This is a genomic window from Novosphingobium silvae (assembly GCF_009856825.1).
Lineage (GTDB): Bacteria > Pseudomonadota > Alphaproteobacteria > Sphingomonadales > Sphingomonadaceae > Novosphingobium > Novosphingobium silvae.
The window spans coordinates 429,355-443,681 of record NZ_WVTD01000001.1; the positions used below are offsets into that span (position 1 = coordinate 429,355).

Here is a 14,327-nt window from a genome sequence, read left to right on the forward strand (position 1 = left end):
GGTCGACTGACCGCTTCAGGCGTCAGGCAAGGTCGGGGTCAGGCAAGGTCCGCCAGCAGGTCGCGCGCGCGGTCGCAATCGCGGTCCATCTGCTCGATCAGCGCATCGAGCGAATCGAACTTCGCCTCGGGTCGCAGGAAATGGTGAAAGGCCACCTCGATCTCCTGCCCGTAGAGATCGCCTGCGAAGTCGAAGAAGTGGGGCTCCAGCAGTTCCTTCGGGGGATCGAACGTGGGCCGGATGCCGATGTTCGCCGCGCCCTTGACCAGGCGTCCGTCGGGCATGCGGCCGGTGACGGCGTAGATGCCGTAAAGCGGGCGCAGGTAGTTCGCCATGTCGATGTTGGCGGTGGGATAGCCGATCGTGCGGCCCAGCTTGTCGCCATGCTGGACCCGCCCGCGCATGGCGAACGGGCGGGTAAGCAGGCGAGCCGCCAGCTGGCAGTCGCCCGCCTTGAGCGCCTCGCGGATACGGCTGGAGGATATGGTGCCCCCGGCGTCGCTGACCGGACCGACCGTGCGCCCCTGCAGTCCGTGCCGCGCGCCGACCTCGCTCAGCACCGCCGGATTGCCGCCGCGGGCGCGCCCGAAAGTGAAGTCCTGCCCGGTGACCACGCCCGCCGCGCCCATGTGGCGCACCAGCATCTCCTCCACCCAATGGTCCGCCGGCATCGCGGCCATCGCAGTGTCGAAGTGCAGCACCAGCATGGCATCGGCCCCGGCGCCTGCGAAAAGCTCCTGCCGCTGGGCCAGCGTGGTGAGGCGGAACGGTTCGGCGTCAGGCTTGAAGTGGCGGACGGGATGCGGATCGAACGTGGCGACGATCGCCGCCCGCCCTTCCGCCCGCGCCCAGCGAATCGCCTCGCCCACCACGGCCTGATGGCCCTGGTGGAAGCCGTCGAAATTGCCCAGCGCCAGCACGGCGCCGCGCAGCGATTCGGGAACGGGCTGTCGGTTGTCGAGGCGAATCATCGGTGTGCCGGCTATAGGGCGCGCTCGAGCGTCACGAAAGCATGCGCCGGGAATGCACCCTGCGCATCGTGCGTTTCGCGCGCGCTCTCCCGCCATTCGGGCCCGACCGCGGGCATCACCGTATCGCCTTCATAATCGCCCGCGACCTCGGTAAGCTCGATGCGCGAGGCAAGCGGCAGGAACAGCGCGTTGATTTCCGCGCCGCCGATCACCGCCACCTGGCCCTCGCCCCCGCTTTCGCCCTGACGGGCAAGGGCAAGTGCCTCCTCCACCGAATGCACGGGCTCCGCGCCCGGCGCCTGCCAGGCGACATCGCGGGTGAGCACTATGTGGCGGCGTCCCGGAAGGGGCGCGGGAAAGCTCTCGAAGGTCTTGCGGCCCATCACCATCGGCTTGCCCATCGTCAGCGCCTTGAAGCGCCGCAGATCGGCGGGCAGGCGCCATGGCAGGGCGCCGTCGCGGCCGATGACGCCGTTCGCCGCCCGGGCGTAGATGAGGAAGATGTCCTGCGCCACGCCCCGTCCCTTCAGTCCAGCGTCAGGCGGGTGACGTGGCCCATCTTGCGGCCCGGGCGCGCATCGCCCTTGCCGTAGAGGTGCAGGCGATTGACCGGATCCGCCAGGATCTCGGGCCATTCGTGCGCCTCGTCGCCGATGAGGTTGCGCATCTCGACCGCCTTCGCGGCAAGCCTCGTGTCGCCCAGCGGCAGCCCGCAGATGGCGCGCACGTGGTTCTCGAACTGCGAGGTGACCGCACCCTCTATCGTCCAGTGGCCCGAGTTGTGGACGCGCGGGGCCATCTCGTTGAAGACGGGGCCCTCGTCCGTCGCGAAGAATTCGAGCGTGAGCACGCCGACATAGTCCAGCGCCTGCGCCACGCTGGCCGCGAGGTCGCGCGCGGCGGGCACCTGTTCGAGCAGGCGGGCGGGCGCGGGCACCGTGCTGACGGAGAGGATGCCGCCTTCGTGCACGTTGTGCGCCGAATCGAAGAAGCGGATCTCGCCGTCCCCGCCCCGGCACAGGATCACTGAGAATTCGGCGAAGAAGGAGACGAAGCCTTCGTAGACCAGCGGAACCCCGGGCAGGTCCAGACCCTCGGCATCCGCGGCCGTCATGATACGCCACTGGCCCTTGCCGTCGTATCCGTCGCGCCGGGTCTTGAGGATGCCCGGCAGGCCGATCGCCGAGATCGCGGCGGCAAGGTCGGCCGCGTTGTCCACCGGGGCAAACGGCGCCGGCCGGCCGCCCAGCGCGGCGACGAAGCGCTTTTCGTTCAGCCGGTCCTGCGCGGTTTCCAGCGCGAGCGGCGAGGCAAGCAGCGGCGTCTCGCCCAGCGCCGCGAGCGAGGCGACGGGCACGTTCTCGAACTCGTAGGTGACGACGGCGCAGGCGGCGGCGAACCGGCCCATGGCATCGGCATCGTCCCAGGCCGCGCAGGTGAATTCGGCGCAGACCTCGGCCGCGACCGAATCGGCCTCTGGGGCATAGACGTGGCAGCGATAGCCCAGCTGCGCCGCCGCCACGGCGATCATCCGCCCGAGCTGGCCGCCGCCAAGGATGCCGATGGTTTCGCCAGGAGAGATCATCACGCCTTTACGCCTGCCTTGTGCCCCGGCCCTGCGATATGCGAAGGACGCGGGCCTTATCCAGTTACTTACAAGTTCGGGCCCGCCGCTCGCACGAGGGCCCTGCCGCCCTTCAGGCCGGCTTCTCCGCCACGCTCGCCGTCTGGGCGGCGCGGAACGCCTTGAGCCGCGCGGCCAGCGCCTCGTCGCCCGTCGCCAGGATCGCGGCGGCGAGGAGCCCTGCATTGGCCGCGCCCGCCTCACCGATCGCCAGGGTGCCGACCGGGATCCCCGCCGGCATCTGGACGATCGAAAGCAGGCTGTCCTGGCCCGAAAGCGCCTTCGACTGCACGGGCACGCCCAGCACCGGAAGATGGGTCATCGAGGCCACCATGCCCGGCAGGTGCGCAGCACCCCCCGCTCCGGCCACGATCACCTTGAAGCCTTCATCCTCCGCGCCGTGTGCGAAGTCCACCAGCCGCTCGGGCGTGCGGTGCGCCGAGACGATCCGCGCGTCCCAGGCGACACCGAGCCTGTCGAGCATCTCCGCGGCCTTGGTCATGGTCGGCCAGTCGGACTGGCTGCCCATCACGATGGCGACCGGGGGGGCCACCGCGGGGGCGACCGGGGGAGCGACCGACGGCTGGGCCTCGGCCACGGCTCAGCGCTCCGAGAGGTAGTAGCGGTCGAGCACGGCGAGATCGTCCGACAGTTCGTAGACGATCGGCTGGCCGGTCGGAATCTCCAGCCCGGTAATCTCCTCGTCCGAGATACCCGAGAGGTGCTTTTCCAGCGCGCGCAGCGAATTGCCGTGCGCGGCGACAAGCACGGTCGAGCCCGCATGCAGGTGCGGCACGATCGAGCCTTCGTAATATGGCAGGACGCGCGCGATGGTGTCCTTCAGGCTCTCGGTCATGGGCACGTCGATGCCGGCGTAGCGCGGATCGCCCGACAGGTCGAACTCTGTGCCGCGATCCATGACCGGGGGCGGGATGTCGAAGCTGCGGCGCCAGATCTTCACCTGGTCCTCGCCATGCTTGGCCGCCGTCTCCGCCTTGTCGAGTCCGGTCAGGCCGCCATAGTGGCGCTCGTTCAGGCGCCAGTCCTTGGTTTCGGGAATCCACAGGATGCCCGCGGCCTCCAGCGCGAAGTGCAGGGTCTTGATCGCGCGCGTCTGCAGCGATGTGAAGGCCACGTCGGGCAGCAGCCCCTTCTCCTTCAGCAGCGCACCGGCGGCGCGTGCCTCGGCCTCGCCCTTTTCGGTCACGTCCACGTCCCACCAGCCGGTGAAGCGGTTCTCGAGGTTCCATTGGCTCTGGCCGTGGCGAAGAAGGATCAGGCGAGGCAAGGCGTAGCTCCCTTTGCTGGCGACGCGAGCGCGTCGCGAGGTCGATCAAACTGCGGGCCAGTATCTGGCGTGTGGGGCCCTAGCTTTCCGGGGCCGATTTGGGAAGCCTGACCGATTCGCTATTCGCGATCCTTTGCCGGATCGCCCTGAAGAGGCGTGGCGGGAGGGGCAGCGACGGCGCGCGCCTGCGCCTTGCGGCGGCGCAGGTTCTCGCGCAGCTTGGCGGCCAGCCGCTCCTCGCGCGTCAGCTTTTCCGCGGTCTGAGTGCCGTTCTGCCGTGTCGCTCGAGGGTCATCCATGCTTCACCGAATGCCTCCGCGACACACAAAGCGCAAGCGGCGCTTGACAATCGCTTCGGCTGCGACCAATAGCGCCCCCCTGTCCCGGGGTGACCGGGACATCTGCCCCGCACCGCCGGGGCCTGGAACGGCGCTGCTGTAGCTCAGTGGTAGAGCGCACCCTTGGTAAGGGTGAGGTCGGGAGTTCAATCCTCCCTAGCAGCACCATTCCCCACCCCTACTTGATGGCAATTGCTTACCTGGCCCTGCCGATACTGGCCGTGCGTCCTGCTGCAGCGCAGCGAGCGTCATAAAACTGTCTTGGCAATCGCACGGGACTGTCACGAAAGCGCCCTAGGGGCCCCTGCAACAGACAAAGCGTTGCTACAGGGAACCCTTCCAGCCATGAAACGTTCGATCCAGCTCCTTGCGGGGCTGCTCGCCTCGGCGTCCTTCGCCACGATCGCCCATGCAGGCGAAGTGACCGGCCACGTCACCGACGCCACCGGCGTGCGCGGCCTGCAGTCCGCCACGGTCCGCATCGTCGAGCTGAACCGCACCGCCGAGACAGATCGCGCCGGCACTTACGTGTTCGGCGACGTTCCGGCGGGCACCTACACGCTGGAAACCCGCTACGTCGGTGCGGAAGTGACCACGCAGTCCGTCACCGTTCCCGCGACGGGCCGCATCTCCACCGACTTCAACCTGGACGCGATCGGCGGCGGCGACATCCTCGTCACGGGCCAGATCTCCAACCTGACCAGCGCCCTGTCCCGCCAGCGCGCGGCGGATGGCGTGGAATCGGTCCTGACCCGTGACGCCGTGGGTCAGTTCCCCGACCAGAACGTCGCCGAATCGCTGCGCCGTCTGCCCGGCGTCAACATCCTGAACGACCAGGGCGAAGGCCGCTTCGTAGCCGTGCGCGGCCTCAATCCGAACCTCAACTCCACTTCGCTCAACGGCGTGCGCCTGCCCGCTCCCGAAGCCGACGTGCGCCAGGTCGCGCTCGACGTGGTCTCGTCCGACACGATCGAATCGATCGAGGTCAAGAAGTCCTTCACCCCGGACATGGACGGCGACTTCGTGGGCGCCTCGATCGAGATCAACACCACCAGCGCCTTCGATTCCCGGAAGAACCGCTACTCGCTGAGCGCGGAAGGCAGCTGGAACGACTACTCGGGCAAGGTGACGCCCAAGGGCTCGCTCGATTTCGTCCAGAAGCTGGGCGACGATTTCGGCGTCGCGGGCTCGGTCAGCTACTACAAGCGCAAGTTCGAGACCGACAACGTCGAGGCCGCCGACTGGACGAGCGACGACGATGACAACGCTTACGCCGAAACCCTCGAATATCGCGACTATGACGTCGAGCGCACGCGCATCAACGCCGCGCTTTCGTTCGACTGGCGCGTGTCCGACACCACCAAGGCCTATGTGCGCGGCAACTGGGCCCAGTTCGACGACCAGGAATACCGTCGCCGCACCACGTTCGACTTCGGCGATTTCGGAGGCGCCACCGCGTCTGCTTCCGGCCTGACGCTGGACACCGGCTCTCTCGACGACGGCGACGCGCTGACGATCGAGCGCGACCACAAGGACCGCTTCGAGCGCCAGCGCATCCGCTCGGTCGCGATCGGCAGCGACACCGATACCGGAACCTGGAAGTTCAACTGGCAGGCAAGCTATGCCAAGTCGACGGAGAAGGAGACCTTCTCGCTCGATCCGATGCGCTTCGCTGCCGAGTTCGAGAACGATTCGGGCGTCGCCATCAACATCGACAACTCCGGCCGGTACTTCCCGCGCTATTCGGTCACCAGCGGTGCCGGGCTCGTGAACGATGCGTCGAACTACGAGTTCGATCGCCTCGAGCTGACCACGCTCTCCGACGGCCGGGACGAGGAGTACGCCGTCAAGGCCGATCTCGCCCACACCTTCGCCGGCACCTCCGGAGACTTCACCGTCCAGGCCGGTGCCAAGGCCCGCTGGCGCAAGAAGACCTACGACTTCAACATGAGCCGCTTCGACGGCTATGACGGCGACCTGACGCTGGCCGACGTGCTCGGCTCGCAGACCTATCGCCTGCTCGACATGGGGCCGGTCGCCAACAAGCGCGGTTCGGCCGACTTCTACCTCGCCAACACCGCGGGCTTCGAGTTCAATCCCGAAGACAGCCTGATCGACAGCTCGATCAGCGACTTCGGCGTGCGCGAGGACATCATCGCCGGCTACCTGCTCGGCCGCTGGGATTCCAGCACCCTGCGCGTGATCGGCGGCGTCCGCATGGAGCGCACGCACAACGAACTGAACGGCAACCTGGTCGCCGTCAGCGTGTCCGAGGACGAGGAAGGCGAGGACGTGACCGCGATCGACGTGTCGCCCGTCGCCTACAAGCGCAACTACACCAACTGGCTGCCCAGCCTCACCGTGCGCTGGAGCCCGCAGGAGAACCTCGTCGCCCGCTTCGCCGGCTACAAGACCCTGATGCGCCCCAACTTCGCCGACATGGCCCCCAGCTACTCGATCAACGAGGACGGCGAGGCCGAGTTCGGCAACCCTTACCTCAAGCCCTACCAGTCCTGGAACCTGGACGCCGGGTTCGAGTACTACTTCACCAACAACGGCGCGTTCACCTTCGGCGCGTTCTACAAGTCGATCGACGACTTCATCTACACCCAGGGATCGACCGCGGGCGGCACTTTCAACGGCGTCGAATATACCGAGGTCGACCAGGCGGTGAACGGCGGCAAGGCCGAGGTCGCAGGCGTGGAGCTTGGCTACAGCCAGGTCTTCTCGATGCTCCCCGCGCCGTTCGACGGCCTGCTGGCCCAGGTGAACTACACCTATACCTACGCCCGCGGTTCGATCTCCTACGAGAACGACGGCGGCGCGCAGGTCTCGCGCCGCATCTCGCTGCCCAGCTCGTCGCGCAACACCTTCAACGCCGTTATCGGCTATGAGAAGGGCCCGATCAGCCTGCGCGCTGCCGGAACCTTCCGCGACAAGTACCTCGACGAGGTGGGCTCCAGCGTCGATCAGGACCGGATCGTCAACCAGCACTTCCAGCTCGACCTCTCGGCCAAGTACAAGGTGACCGAGAACATCCGCGTGTTCGCGGACTGGGTGAACGTCAACAACGCCAAGTACTACGCCTACCAGAACTTCGCAGGTGCCCAGCGCCTGCTGCAGTACGAGGAATACGGCTCGACCGTGAAGTTCGGCGCGCGGGTTTCGTTCTGATGGCAGGACACGACATCGTGAAGGCCGCAAGGAAGGGCTCGGCAGCATTGCTGCCGGCGCTTCTGCTCACCGCCTGCGCCACCACGGCCCCGCAGGCCGAGGCTCCGCGCCCGCGCTATGCGGCAACCGACATTCCCGCCCAGGCCGAGACCACCCCGGTCGGCACCGCCGCCGCCGATGCGGCCGACGACCCGGCCATCTGGCGCAACGCGGCGAACCCCGCCGCCAGCCTGCTGCTCGGCACCGACAAGAAGGCCGGCCTCTACGTCTACGGGCTCGACGGCAAGGTGCGCGACTTCTCGCCCGCAGGCGCGCTCAACAATGCGGACCTGCGCGAAGTGCGCATGGCGGACGGTTCGCGGCGCATCCTCGTCGGCGCGAGCGACCGGACCGACCGCGCCGAGCCGCGCATCGCCCTGTTCGCTCTCGACGGTGCCAGCGGCAAGCTCGCCGTCCTTGGCGCCCAGAGCTTCCTGAAGCCGGGCCATGCCCCCGCCGAAGCTTACGGCTTCTGCATGGGCGCGCCGCTTGCCGCGGGTGAACTGGCGCGCGCCTATGTCGTCCTCAAGGATGGCACGGTCGCCGAAAGCCGCCTGGTCGACAGGGCCGGGACGATCGCGGCCGAGCATCTGCGCGACGTGAAGTTCGCGACCCAGTCCGAAGGCTGCGTCGTCGACGATGCGACAGGCACGCTCTACGTCGCGGAAGAGGACGTGGGCATCTGGAAAGTGCCGCTCGCCCCCGCCACTCTGTCCGGCGAGGCTTATGCCCGCGTCGGCGAAGCGGACGGTCTGGTCGACGATGTCGAGGGCCTTGCCATCGCCCGCGAGGCCGATGGCCGTGCGTGGCTCGTCGCCTCCAGCCAGGGGGACAATGCCTATGCCCTCTACGATCTGGCCAGCGGAAAGCTGGCCGGCCGGTTCCGCGTCAACGGCGGCGGACTGGGCGGCACCAGCGAGACCGACGGGATCGAACTGATCGTGGGCGACTTCGGCCCCACCTTCCCCGAAGGCGTGTTCATGGCGCAGGACGGCGACAACGCGCCGCACGCCCAGAACTTCAAGATGCTGTCCTGGGCCTCGATCAAGGCGGCGCTGGGCCTGCGCTGAGCATGGCTGCGGGCAAGCGCCTACGTGCCTGCCCGCAGCCTCCCCGGTCCTGCGCCGGTCGCAGCATGTTCCACGTGGAAACACGGTCTGATGATCCGTCGCATCGCTCTCGCAAATGGGATAGAGGCGGGGACATGGTGAGGAACCCCGAATCGATGAAGCCTGCCCGTGCAGTCCGCGCCTCAGCCCTCCTGCTGGCTACCGTGCTGGCCTTCGCGGTTCCCGGCACTTGCCACGCCGACGTCATGCAGATCGGCGCCTCGGGTGCCGAGTGGGTGGCGGGCGGCCCCAAGGTGCAACCCGGATCCGAGTTCGCGCCGATGGAGAACCTGGCCGGCGTGGGCGTCATCGGCTCCCCCGTCCCGGTCCCGCCCGAGGAAATCGGGCTGGTACAGGGCGACGAGCCCATGGCCGTCAGCTCGCAGATCCACCCGCTTTCGCTCACCGAAGCGCTCGACGCGGCCGGGCCCGACCGCTGGCGCCAGCGAGTCGCCCTGCTTGCCGCCAAGTACGACATCAGCCCGGCCCTGCTCGAGGCCGTGGTCTGGCAGGAAAGCCGCTGGAACGAGCTTGCCCGCTCTCCCGTCGGTGCGCGCGGGCTGGCGCAGCTCATGCCGGGAACGGCGGCGCAGATGGGCGTAAATTCGGCCGACCCGGTCTCCAACCTCGAAGGCGGGGCGCGATACCTTCGCATGCAGCTCGACGCATTCGGCGGCGACATCGAGAAGGCCTTGGCCGCCTACAATGCCGGACCCGCCCGCGTCGTCCGCGCAGGCGGCATTCCCAACATCCGCGAAACACGGGCCTATGTGGCCGCGATCATGGCGCGCCTGACAGACCCGGTACGCCGATAAGTCCACGGCCCCCGAAATGAGCCGGGGCCGGGCCTTCGCGCTGCTGCCGGCAGGCGCCTACTGCATCGTGCGCGCGGTGCTCGACCTGCGGGGCAGGCGCCATGCCCGGGGATTAGCGGGCCTTGTCGCCGGCGCCGTCATCCTGAGCGCGCAAGTTCCGACCACCACCCCCATCCTCTCGCCGGCAGCGACGGGGCAAGCGCAGCGCTGATCGTGACGAAGAAGCGCGCCACCTTGCGGCGACGCGCTTCCAAAGAGACCTGCACGAGGCCCGGGCCGGATCAGCCCAGCATCTTCTTCGCCATCGCGCGCACCTCGTCGCCAAGGTCGGGACGGTCGAGCGCGATCGCCAGCGTCGCCTCGACGAAGCCCAGCTTCGACCCGCAGTCGAACCGGCGCCCGGCAAAGGTCACGGCGTGGAACGGCTGCTGCCCGATCAGCTTGGCCATCGAATCGGTCAGCTGGATCTCGCCGCCCGCACCCTTGCCCTGCGTTTCAAGCAGGCCCATGACTTCGGGCTGCAGGATGTAGCGCCCCGAGACGATCTTGTTCGAGGGCGCTTCGGCCACCTTGGGCTTTTCAACCAGGCCCTTCACCTCGGTCAGCGCGCCGTTCACAGCGCCCGGCGCGATCACGCCGTAGCTGGAGACCTCCTCCATCGGCACTTCGAGCACCGAGACGAGGTTGCCGCCCACTTCGTCGTAGGCCTCGACCATCTGCTTCATGCAGCCGGGCGAGCCGTACATCAGTTCGTCGGGCAGGAAGATCGCGAAAGGCTCGTCGCCGATGACCGCGCGCGCGCACCACACCGCATGGCCAAGCCCGAGCGGCACCTGCTGGCGCACGGTGACGAGATTGCCGGGCTGGATGCGCGTGGGGTCGAGCGGCTCCAGCGACTTGCCGCGCCCGGTCATGGTGGCTTCGAGTTCGTAGGCGGTGTCGAAATGCTCGACGATCGCGGTCTTGCCGCGGCCCGTGACGAAGACGAACTCCTCGATCCCCGCCTCGCGCGCCTCGTCGACGGCGTACTGGATCAGGGGGCGGTCGACGACCGGCAGCAGCTCCTTGGGAATCGCCTTGGTGGCGGGAAGGAAGCGGGTGCCGAGACCAGCGACGGGGAATACGGCCTTGCGGACGGGCTTGCGGAAAGTGTCACTCATGGATCCGGATCGTGCCTCGCTCATGTTGCAGTGCGGTTAAAGCGCCAAAAATCGAAGTACGCAACAAGGCCATGTTAACCCTAAGGTTCCCTTAATCCGCCGCTCTTTTGCATCGGCTCCCGTTGCTCGCCGTGCGTTTGGCGCTAAAGGACGGGGAATGGACAAGATCATCATCGAAGGCGGCAAGCGCCTTTCCGGCACCATCCCCGTCTCGGGCGCGAAGAACGCGGCGCTTACCCTCGTCCCTTGCGCGCTGCTCACCGAAGAGCCGCTGACGCTGCGCAACCTGCCGCGCCTGGCCGACATCGACGGGTTCCAGCACCTGATGAACCAGTTCGGCGTCTCCACCGCCATCGCGGGCAGCCGTCCCGAGGACTTCGGGCGCGTGATGACCCTGCAGGCCACCCGCATCACCAGCTCGGTCGCCCCTTACGACCTGGTGCGCAAGATGCGCGCCTCGATCCTGGTCCTTGGCCCCATGCTGGCGCGCATGGGCGAGGCGACCGTTTCGCTGCCCGGCGGCTGCGCGATCGGCAACCGCCCGATCGACCTGCACCTCAAGGTCATGGAGGCGCTGGGCGCCACGATCGAGATGGCGGCAGGCTACGTGCGCGCGATCGCGCCGGACGGCGGCCTGCCGGGCGGGCGCTACTCCTTCCCCGTGGTGTCCGTGGGCGCGACCGAGAACGCGCTGATGACCGCGGTCCTGTGCAAGGGCAAGTCGACGCTCCACAATGCCGCGCGCGAGCCCGAGATCGTCGACCTGTGCAACCTGCTGGTCGCCATGGGCGCGCAGATCGAGGGCATCGGCACGTCCGACCTCACCATCCACGGCGTCCCGCGCCTGCACGGTGCGACCTACATGGTCATGCCGGACCGGATCGAGGCCGGCTCCTATGCCTGCGCGGCGGCGATCACAGGCGGCGAGGTGACGCTGAAGGGCGCCAGGATCGAGGACATGGAAGCGACCGTGCAGGCCCTGCGCGACGCGGGCGTTCACGTCGAGCCTACGGCCGAGGGCCTGCACGTGGCGGCCGACGGCAAGCTTCGCCCCGTGACCCTTTCCACCGCGCCCTACCCCGGCTTCGCCACCGACATGCAGGCCCAGCTGATGGCGCTGCTGTGCCGCGCCGAGGGGTCGAGCGTGCTGACCGAGACCATCTTCGAAAACCGCTACATGCACGTGCCCGAACTCAACCGCATGGGCGCGCACATCGAGACCAAGGGCCGCACCGCCGTGGTTCACGGGGTGGGCAAGCTGACCGGCGCCGACGTCATGGCGACCGACCTTCGCGCATCGATGAGCCTGGTGATCGCCGGGCTCGCGGCAGAGGGACGCACGCAGGTTCACCGCCTCTACCATCTCGACCGCGGCTACGAACGGCTCGAGGAAAAGCTGGCGCTGGTGGGCGCACAGATCGAACGGGTCGGCGGAGAATAAGCCTGCCGGGCCTACCGGCGCTCTAATCGAGAAACCTTCGCGCAACATCGCGCGTTGCTCTTCCCGAACTACCGAGAGGAGTATCGTCATGGGCCTTATCAAGTTGGCTGCGGCCGGAGCCGTCGGTTACGCGCTCTACAAGTATGCCATGAACAACAAGCAGGAGCTGGGGCTCGCCGGCGGCAGTGAAAAGGCCACCGTGCGCGATTCCGGCCCCGAACACATGACCACGCCGCCCAAGGCCTGGAGCAAGACCGACGAGGCGATCGACGAGAGCTTCCCGGCAAGCGATCCGCCGTCGACGTACTGACGCCAGCGGCGACATACCCGAAACCATCAGGAAGGGGCGGGGCAGCGCGAAAGTGCTTCCCTGCCCCTTTTTCGTGCGCATTCCTGGGCGCCAGGAACGAAGCTCCTGCCAAGCCGTTGAAACTCCTGAGGGACAGGAGCAAGAAATGGCGATCCACTTAGTCGCGAACCTGCATTTCGACGGCATCAGTGCCCGACAGGCGCAGGCGCACGGCTTTGCCGACTGCCGCGACATGGCGCGCCGGATCTGCGAGACCTGGCGCACCCGGGTGGCTCCGGAAGACACCGTGTGGATCCTTGGCAACGTGGGTAATCCGGTTCATCTTGCCGGCTTGCCGGGCCGCAAGCATCTGGTCCGCGGCCACCTCGACCCGCCCGCCTGGAACTGCCTGTCCACCCGCCGCTATGAAAGCGTATGCGAGGGCCGCTTCATCGAGACGCCGGGCGGCGTGTTCTACCTTTCGAGCGAATTTGAAAGCGCACCCGAGGAGACGCGCGTCATCTACGGCCGCTCGCGCCGCCCATCGCCGGAAGGTCACCTGTGCGTTTCTGCAGAGCGGATCGGTTGGGGACCCGTAAGTCTGGAGGCCATCCTCCAGAGCAGTGCAGAGGTTCGCCAGGCGGCGTAAAGTCCAACCCTAGTTTGGCACCGGCTTAGTCTTTCTCGGCCATCACCAGCCAGACCCTGATCGCGCTTGCAAGGCCCGGAGGCGTATCCGCTTCGAGCCGGGCCGCGTCGATGCGCGCGACAAGCGCATTCAGCGGAACGGCATGGCGCTGCGCCGCCTGCTTCAGCATGTCCCAGAACACCGGTTCGAGGCTGATGGAAGTCTTGTGCCCGGCAATCTCGACCGAGCGCTTTATAGGCGGGTGATAAAGGTCGGGCATGTGCGAAGCCTAACGCACCTGCACAATTTCCCCAAGCTCAGTGGAGGCAAAACCTCGGAATCCGGTCATTCTCTTCGATGATGCGGTGCATGCTACCTGCCTCCGACAGGTACCGTGCCAAAACTTGTACCCGCTTACACAAGGTATCTTGCGTCGCATGGTAGCTGGCGATACACAGGTCTTGTCCGCAGGAGATGATTCGTGTCCGAAATCGAAATCCAGTTGAAGAAAGGGGTGCTCGGCCTTTGCGTGCTCGCGCTGCTTTCGCGGGGGGACAGCTACGCCTACGAGATCGCGAGCCGCATGGCCGACGCGGTCGACATGGGCGAAGGCACGATCTACCCGCTGATGCGCCGCATGCAGTCCGAGGGCCTAGTCGGTACCTATCTCGAGGAATCGCCCTCGGGACCTTCGCGCAAGTATTATCGCATCACCGAGACCGGCCGCGCGCGCCTTGCCGAGCAGAGCGACGAATGGCGCGGCTTCACCGCCGCCGTCGATGCCCTGATCGCAGGCCCCGGAGCCGCCTCGCCAACCAGCCATGACCAAGCGCCCGTGCAGGAAGGGGAAGCCAGCCATGAAGCGTAACGAGTTCATCAAGCGCCTGAAGGCCGGCCTCAAGGGCATGCCGCAGGACACCGTCGACGAGATCGTCGCCGATTACGAAGAGCACTTCGCCGCCGGCCTCGCCGAGGGGCGCAGCGAAGAGGAAGTCGCCGCGGCGCTGGGCAATCCCGGCAGGCTGGCGCGCGAACTGCGCTTCGAGGCCGGTTTCCGCAACTGGAAGAGCGATGCCTCGCCCTCTTCCGCCTGGAGCGCGATCCTTGCCTTCATGGGTCTGGCGACGATCGACATTCTCATCCTGCTGCCGATCGTGCTGCCGGTTCTGGGCGTGGTCTTCGGCCTCTTCGTGGGAGCGCTCGCGGCCTTTATCGCCGGTGGGTTCATCCTTATCGCCGGGCCGTTCAGCGGCTTTCCGGGAGGGCCGCTGGTATCGATCCTCGGCGGCCTTGGCATCATGAGCGCGGCGATCGCCGCAGCGGCCCTGCTCACGCTCGTCAGCATCTGGATCGTCAATGCCCTGATGTGGTTTGGCCGCCTGCACTACCGGGTGATCGAGCCCGCCATCCACTCCGAAGCCTGAACGCGAAAAGAAGAAAGGAACTGCAAG

General features: G+C 67.3%; 17 protein-coding genes and 1 tRNA gene. 10 read left to right on the forward strand and 8 right to left on the reverse strand.

Annotated elements, in window-relative coordinates:
• Positions 1 to 38: 38 nt before the first annotated feature.
• The 6 genes from GR702_RS02080 to GR702_RS02105 form a co-directional block, all read right to left on the reverse strand.
• On the reverse strand, positions 39 to 971 hold the full coding sequence (locus GR702_RS02080) for a bifunctional riboflavin kinase/FAD synthetase (RefSeq protein WP_202407987.1): 933 nt from the start codon (positions 969 to 971) through the stop codon (positions 39 to 41).
• An 11-nt stretch (positions 972 to 982) separates the two neighbouring features.
• Positions 983 to 1,486, reverse strand: a complete 504-nt coding sequence (locus GR702_RS02085; RefSeq protein WP_337192498.1) for a dihydrofolate reductase — start codon at positions 1,484 to 1,486, stop codon at positions 983 to 985.
• Positions 1,487 to 1,497: 11 nt separating this feature from the next.
• The gene (locus GR702_RS02090) at positions 1,498 to 2,556 is read right to left on the reverse strand and encodes a 5-(carboxyamino)imidazole ribonucleotide synthase (protein WP_160984454.1); all 1,059 of its coding nucleotides are present in this window, start codon (positions 2,554 to 2,556) and stop codon (positions 1,498 to 1,500) included.
• Between the two features lie 112 nt (positions 2,557 to 2,668).
• On the reverse strand, positions 2,669 to 3,124 hold the full coding sequence (gene purE, locus GR702_RS02095) for a 5-(carboxyamino)imidazole ribonucleotide mutase (protein WP_160984455.1): 456 nt from the start codon (positions 3,122 to 3,124) through the stop codon (positions 2,669 to 2,671).
• 72 nt (positions 3,125 to 3,196) lie between these two features.
• Positions 3,197 to 3,883: a 2,3-diphosphoglycerate-dependent phosphoglycerate mutase gene (gene gpmA / locus GR702_RS02100; RefSeq protein ID WP_160984276.1), complete on the reverse strand. Its 687-nt coding sequence runs from the start codon at positions 3,881 to 3,883 to the stop codon at positions 3,197 to 3,199.
• Positions 3,884 to 4,002: 119 nt separating this feature from the next.
• On the reverse strand, positions 4,003 to 4,182 hold the full coding sequence (locus GR702_RS02105) for a hypothetical protein (RefSeq protein WP_160984277.1): 180 nt from the start codon (positions 4,180 to 4,182) through the stop codon (positions 4,003 to 4,005).
• Between the two features lie 132 nt (positions 4,183 to 4,314).
• Between GR702_RS02105 and GR702_RS02110 the strand changes: the two genes are divergently transcribed.
• The 5 genes from GR702_RS02110 to GR702_RS02130 all read left to right on the forward strand — a co-directional run bounded on the left by GR702_RS02110 (position 4,315) and on the right by GR702_RS02130 (position 9,569).
• Positions 4,315 to 4,389 (forward strand) — tRNA-Thr (locus GR702_RS02110).
• A gap of 177 nt (positions 4,390 to 4,566) precedes the next feature.
• A complete protein-coding gene (locus tag GR702_RS02115; protein WP_160984278.1) occupies positions 4,567 to 7,395 on the forward strand; it encodes a TonB-dependent receptor in 2,829 nt (942 codons plus the stop codon).
• A complete protein-coding gene (locus tag GR702_RS02120) occupies positions 7,395 to 8,504 on the forward strand; it encodes a phytase (RefSeq protein ID WP_160984279.1) in 1,110 nt (369 codons plus the stop codon). Before GR702_RS02115 ends, GR702_RS02120 begins: the two co-directional genes overlap by 1 nt.
• A 155-nt stretch (positions 8,505 to 8,659) precedes the next feature.
• Positions 8,660 to 9,358 (forward strand): lytic transglycosylase domain-containing protein, encoded by a 699-nt coding sequence (locus tag GR702_RS02125; protein ID WP_237449496.1) that lies wholly within the window; start codon positions 8,660 to 8,662, stop codon positions 9,356 to 9,358.
• 16 nt (positions 9,359 to 9,374) lie between these two features.
• Positions 9,375 to 9,569, forward strand: a complete 195-nt coding sequence (locus GR702_RS02130) for a hypothetical protein (protein ID WP_160984280.1) — start codon at positions 9,375 to 9,377, stop codon at positions 9,567 to 9,569.
• A 70-nt stretch (positions 9,570 to 9,639) separates the two neighbouring features.
• Here GR702_RS02130 and GR702_RS02135 read toward each other — a convergent pair whose 3' ends face one another.
• On the reverse strand, positions 9,640 to 10,518 hold the full coding sequence (locus GR702_RS02135) for a UTP--glucose-1-phosphate uridylyltransferase (protein ID WP_160984281.1): 879 nt from the start codon (positions 10,516 to 10,518) through the stop codon (positions 9,640 to 9,642).
• A 157-nt stretch (positions 10,519 to 10,675) separates the two neighbouring features.
• Here GR702_RS02135 and murA point away from each other — a divergent pair, with 157 nt between their 5' ends.
• The 3 genes from murA to GR702_RS02150 all read left to right on the forward strand — a co-directional run bounded on the left by murA (position 10,676) and on the right by GR702_RS02150 (position 12,897).
• The gene (murA, locus tag GR702_RS02140) at positions 10,676 to 11,959 is read left to right on the forward strand and encodes a UDP-N-acetylglucosamine 1-carboxyvinyltransferase (protein ID WP_160984282.1); all 1,284 of its coding nucleotides are present in this window, start codon (positions 10,676 to 10,678) and stop codon (positions 11,957 to 11,959) included.
• A gap of 88 nt (positions 11,960 to 12,047) precedes the next feature.
• On the forward strand, positions 12,048 to 12,269 hold the full coding sequence (locus GR702_RS02145) for a hypothetical protein (RefSeq protein WP_160984283.1): 222 nt from the start codon (positions 12,048 to 12,050) through the stop codon (positions 12,267 to 12,269).
• 145 nt (positions 12,270 to 12,414) lie between these two features.
• The gene (locus tag GR702_RS02150; RefSeq protein WP_160984284.1) at positions 12,415 to 12,897 is read left to right on the forward strand and encodes a phosphoesterase; all 483 of its coding nucleotides are present in this window, start codon (positions 12,415 to 12,417) and stop codon (positions 12,895 to 12,897) included.
• A gap of 25 nt (positions 12,898 to 12,922) precedes the next feature.
• On the opposite strand, the gene GR702_RS02155 is transcribed toward GR702_RS02150, so the two are convergent.
• On the reverse strand, positions 12,923 to 13,156 hold the full coding sequence (locus tag GR702_RS02155; protein ID WP_160984285.1) for a ribbon-helix-helix domain-containing protein: 234 nt from the start codon (positions 13,154 to 13,156) through the stop codon (positions 12,923 to 12,925).
• Positions 13,157 to 13,357: 201 nt separating this feature from the next.
• Between GR702_RS02155 and GR702_RS02160 the strand changes: the two genes are divergently transcribed.
• Positions 13,358 to 13,744: a helix-turn-helix transcriptional regulator gene (locus GR702_RS02160; RefSeq protein WP_160984286.1), complete on the forward strand. Its 387-nt coding sequence runs from the start codon at positions 13,358 to 13,360 to the stop codon at positions 13,742 to 13,744.
• The gene (locus GR702_RS02165; RefSeq protein ID WP_160984287.1) at positions 13,734 to 14,300 is read left to right on the forward strand and encodes a DUF1700 domain-containing protein; all 567 of its coding nucleotides are present in this window, start codon (positions 13,734 to 13,736) and stop codon (positions 14,298 to 14,300) included. Before GR702_RS02160 ends, GR702_RS02165 begins: the two co-directional genes overlap by 11 nt.
• Positions 14,301 to 14,327 lie beyond the last annotated feature (27 nt).

What these genes read in the sequence shown, in the direction of transcription:
- GR702_RS02080 (WP_202407987.1), bottom strand. Translation starts at nt 971, where the DNA reads ATGATTCGCCTCGACAACCGACAGCCCGTTCCCGAATCGCTGCGCGGC.
- GR702_RS02090 (WP_160984454.1), bottom strand. Translation starts at nt 2,556, where the DNA reads ATGATCTCTCCTGGCGAAACCATCGGCATCCTTGGCGGCGGCCAGCTC.
- purE (WP_160984455.1), bottom strand. Translation starts at nt 3,124, where the DNA reads ATGGGCAGCCAGTCCGACTGGCCGACCATGACCAAGGCCGCGGAGATG.
- GR702_RS02105 (WP_160984277.1), bottom strand. Translation starts at nt 4,182, where the DNA reads ATGGATGACCCTCGAGCGACACGGCAGAACGGCACTCAGACCGCGGAA.
- GR702_RS02115 (WP_160984278.1), top strand. Translation starts at nt 4,567, where the DNA reads ATGAAACGTTCGATCCAGCTCCTTGCGGGGCTGCTCGCCTCGGCGTCC.
- GR702_RS02120 (WP_160984279.1), top strand. Translation starts at nt 7,395, where the DNA reads ATGGCAGGACACGACATCGTGAAGGCCGCAAGGAAGGGCTCGGCAGCA.
- GR702_RS02125 (WP_237449496.1), top strand. Translation starts at nt 8,660, where the DNA reads ATGAAGCCTGCCCGTGCAGTCCGCGCCTCAGCCCTCCTGCTGGCTACC.
- GR702_RS02130 (WP_160984280.1), top strand. Translation starts at nt 9,375, where the DNA reads ATGAGCCGGGGCCGGGCCTTCGCGCTGCTGCCGGCAGGCGCCTACTGC.
- GR702_RS02135 (WP_160984281.1), bottom strand. Translation starts at nt 10,518, where the DNA reads ATGAGTGACACTTTCCGCAAGCCCGTCCGCAAGGCCGTATTCCCCGTC.
- murA (WP_160984282.1), top strand. Translation starts at nt 10,676, where the DNA reads ATGGACAAGATCATCATCGAAGGCGGCAAGCGCCTTTCCGGCACCATC.
- GR702_RS02145 (WP_160984283.1), top strand. Translation starts at nt 12,048, where the DNA reads ATGGGCCTTATCAAGTTGGCTGCGGCCGGAGCCGTCGGTTACGCGCTC.
- GR702_RS02150 (WP_160984284.1), top strand. Translation starts at nt 12,415, where the DNA reads ATGGCGATCCACTTAGTCGCGAACCTGCATTTCGACGGCATCAGTGCC.
- GR702_RS02155 (WP_160984285.1), bottom strand. Translation starts at nt 13,156, where the DNA reads ATGCCCGACCTTTATCACCCGCCTATAAAGCGCTCGGTCGAGATTGCC.
- GR702_RS02165 (WP_160984287.1), top strand. Translation starts at nt 13,734, where the DNA reads ATGAAGCGTAACGAGTTCATCAAGCGCCTGAAGGCCGGCCTCAAGGGC.